The 3,601-nt window shown below is 73.6% G+C and carries 3 protein-coding genes; 2 read left to right on the forward strand and 1 reads right to left on the reverse strand.

All coding sequences use genetic code 11. The features are described 5' to 3' along the window. A partial coding sequence (locus HW445_RS22460) for a DUF6716 putative glycosyltransferase (RefSeq protein ID WP_180222778.1) occupies positions 1 to 1,140 on the reverse strand: 1,140 nt, incomplete at its 3' end. 198 nt (positions 1,141 to 1,338) lie between these two features. On the opposite strand from HW445_RS22460, the gene HW445_RS22465 reads away from it, so the two are divergent. Both HW445_RS22465 and HW445_RS22470 read left to right on the forward strand, forming a co-directional pair. Continuing rightward, entirely contained in the window at positions 1,339 to 2,322 is a 984-nt protein-coding gene (locus HW445_RS22465; RefSeq protein WP_180222779.1) for a glycosyltransferase family 2 protein, read from the forward strand. Then, the coding region (locus HW445_RS22470) for a polysialyltransferase family glycosyltransferase (protein WP_180222780.1) at positions 2,319 to 3,601 on the forward strand (1,283 nt) is incomplete at its 3' end. The genes HW445_RS22465 and HW445_RS22470, both read left to right, overlap by 4 nt.

Raw genomic sequence — 3,601 nt, forward strand, 5'->3', positions numbered from 1 at the left:
CGGGTCGAGCGGCGGCAGGCCGGGCGACTCCAGCAGCGCGGCCAGGCGGTCGCGGGCCGCGTCGAAGGCGTGCGCGTAGTCGCCGTCGGCGGCCACGCCCTGCCGGGCCAGCCACTGCTCGTCGGGGACCGGCAGGCGTCCGGCGTCCAGGTCGTCGAAGGACGCGAGGACGCCCGAGCCGGTGAAGTGGTGGTTGCCGAGCGCCTCGCGCACCCCGAGGTCGGTGAGGACCGCGGTGGGGATGCGGCGGTGCAGGGACTCCAGGGCGGCGGTGGAGGAGACCGTGACCAGCAGGTCGGTGCGGTCCAGCACCTCGCCCATGTGGCCGTACACCAGGCGGAGGTTGGCCGGCGGTTCCAGGCCCCGCACCAGCTTCTGGTACGGCAGTTCCTCGATGTGGGTGGTCTGCTCCCCGGGCCGCGAGCGGAGCTTGAGGAGCACCTCCCGCTCGGGGTGGCGGCGGGCGTGGCGCACCAGACGCTCCAGCAGGTACGTCCGGTCCTTGCGGGACTCCGGGACGGAGGGCTGCGCGGCGAACACCACGGTGTACGGCCGGTCCTCGCCGCCGCCCCGGTAGGGCTCGCCGCCCAGGAAGGGCAGCGCCACCTCGGTGACCGGTCCGGCGTCCGCGCCCACGCCCTCGTAGACGGCGCGGAAGCGGTCGGCGTCCTGGCGGGAGTTGGCCAGCACCAGGTCGGCCCCGTGGCGCAGCAGCAGGCCGTCCGCGAGCTTCTCGTAGACGATCCCGACGTAACCGGTGACCACCACCGGCCGCCGCCCGCCGCTCCGCGCCCCCCACGCGTGGCGCAGGCCGTGCAGCATCGCCTGGACGCCGCCGCCCACCAGGGCGAGCAGCACGACGTCGAACGGCTCGTCGGCGGCCTCGCGGAGGAACTCGACGGCGCTCACCTCGCGCAGCGAGTCCGACCCGACGCCGACCTCGGCGAGCTGACGGGGCGTGGGGGTGGCGCGGCCGCGCAGGAGGCGGCCCTCGACGCGGACCTCCCGGCCGGCGGGCGCCAGCCGCCGTGCGGTGAGCGCACCCCATTTCCACCGGGTGTCGGAGTCCGCGACGACGGCGACCCTCAGGGCCGCGGGCGCCGGGCCCCGCGTTTCTGATTCCGTGGTACTTGCTGGCACACCCGGAACGCTAGGAAGCCATTCCGAGGGGCGGCCCAACCGCACTCCAACAAACGGTGAACAGAAGGCCGCCGAGAAACCAATCGGCCGGTGGGAGGCTTTCGGGAAAACGCGGTTCACGTGTTTTCCGGTCCCTGTTCACCCGCAGTCCACCGAAGGATAAGAATCCGTGCCGGGCGAGCGCCTAGCGTCGAACGCGTGGTCAAGCTCTCCGTGATCGTCCCCTTCCACAACGTGCGGCAGTACGCGCCCGACACCCTGAGGAGCCTTGAGGCCAACGCACGACCCGACGTCGAGTTCCTTCTGGTCGACGACTGCTCGACCGACGACACCCCGGCCCTGCTCGAGAGGGCGGAGCGCGGCCTGCCGGGCGCGCGGCTGCTGCGGCACGAGCGCAACCGGGGCATCGCCGCCGCCCGCAACACCGGCCTGGAGGCCGCGCGGGGCCGTTACGTCACCTTCCTGGACGGGGACGACTGGCTCGCCCCCGGCCACTACGGGCGGCTGATCGCGGCCATGGACGACCTGGGGTGCGACTTCGTCCGCACCGACCACGTCCGCTCCACCGGCCGCGAGCGGGTGGTCCAGCGGGTGCCGCACGGGCGGCGCAACGCCGTGATGAGCCCGCGCGAGGCGATCCTGCCGGCGGACCGCTCGACCTCCGTCGACTACCCGTTCGTCTGGGCCGACGTCTACCACCGCCGGCTCGACGACGACCGGGGCCTGCTCCGCTTCACCGAGGGCCTGCACACCTGTGAGGACCGGCTGTGGACCTGGCGGCTGCACCGGGAGGCCGAGTCGTTCGCCGTGGTGAACCTGTACGGCGTCTTCTACCGCCGGGGAGTGGCCTCGTCGCTCACCCGGGTCGGCGACGAAAGGCAATTGGATTTCCTGCGCGCATTCGACCTGGTAATGGCGGAGACCGCCGAGGACCGGGACGGGGAAGAACTCCTGCCGAAGGTGGTGCGGACGTATTGCGCGATGATGTGCCATCACCTGGCCGCGGACGCGGAAGGCAGATATCAGCCGTCGGTCGGCCGGAAACTGCGCACGCTGACCGCCGCCGCGCTGCGCCGGATGCCGCAGGAGGTGCTGGAGCGGACCCTCGACACGATGGACGCGGAACGCGCCACCCGGCTGCGCCGGCTGCGCCGCCGCCCGGCCGTGGGAGCCGCCGCGTGACCACGCAGATCCTCCTCGCCTCGACCCTGTACGGCGCCGCCACCCTGGCCGCCGCCGTGGACGCCGGCTGCTTCGGCGCCGCCGACCGCCGGATCCTGCTGGTCTCCAACAACGCCGCCGTTCCCGAGACCACCCCCGCGCTGGACGCGACGCCCGGCTTCGCGGCGCTGCGCGACCGCTTCGACGAGGTGCTCTCCTGGAACGGGACCATCGCCCCGTTCCACCCCTCGGGCTGGGTCCCCCGCCCCGAGGACGCCGTCCTGTGGGAGCGTCACCTCCGGCTGGCCTGGGGACTGGGCGACGACGACGTCGAGCTGGCCGTGGAGTCGATCCAGGCACAGCCCGCGCTGGGCGTCACGCAGATCTTCACCGGCGCCCCGGTGACCGTCTACGCGGACGGCCTGATGAGCTACGGGCCCACCCGGATCAAGCTGGACCCGCTGGTCGGCACCCGGGTCACCCGGCTGCTCCACCTGGACCTGGTGCCGGGCCTGCGCCCGCTGCTGCTGACCGAGTTCCGGGTCCCCGCCGAGCTGGTGCCCACGGACGCCTTCCGCAAGGTCCTCGACGAACTGGCCGACCACGAGGAGCTGCCCCGCCTTCCCCGGGGGGCGGCGCTGCTGCTCGGCCAGTACCTGTCCGCGCTGGACATCCTCACCCCCGACGAGGAGGAGGCGCTGCACCTGCGGATGGTGCGCGGGGCGGTGGCGCTCGGCCACCGGTCGCTGGTGTTCAAGCCGCACCCCACCGCCCCGGCGGCCTGGCACCGGGCGGTGCAGGACGAGGCCGAACGCCTCGGTGCCGAGCTGACCGTGCTGGACCTGCCGGTCCTGGCCGAGGTGCTGTTCCGCCGGACCGGCCCCGCCCTGGTCGTCGGATGCTTCTCCACGGCGCTGCTCACCGCCTCCGCCCTGCACGGCCTGCCGGTGGCGCGGACCGGCACCACCATGCTGCTGGACCGGCTGACGCCGTACCAGAACAGCAACCGGATCCCGGTGACGGTGGTCGACGCGCTGCTGCCCGACCTGGGCGACGCCGACGCGGTGCGCGAGCAGCGGCCCGGGACGACGGCCGAGGAGCTGGGGGAGCTGGTGACCGCGGTGGGCTACGCGATGCAGGCGAAGATCCACCCCTCGCTGCGCCCGGACGCCGCGCGGTTCCTCGGGGCGCATCAGGACGAGCGCTGGCTGCGGTACTTCAAGCGCCGCCGGCTGGCCTCGCTGGGCCTGCCCGGCGGGCTGCCGTCCGGTCTGTCGTTCCTCCCCGACAACCGGCTGGC

Source organism: Streptomyces sp. UH6 (assembly GCF_013421635.1).
Classification (GTDB): Bacteria; Actinomycetota; Actinomycetes; order Streptomycetales; family Streptomycetaceae; genus Streptomyces; species Streptomyces abyssomicinicus.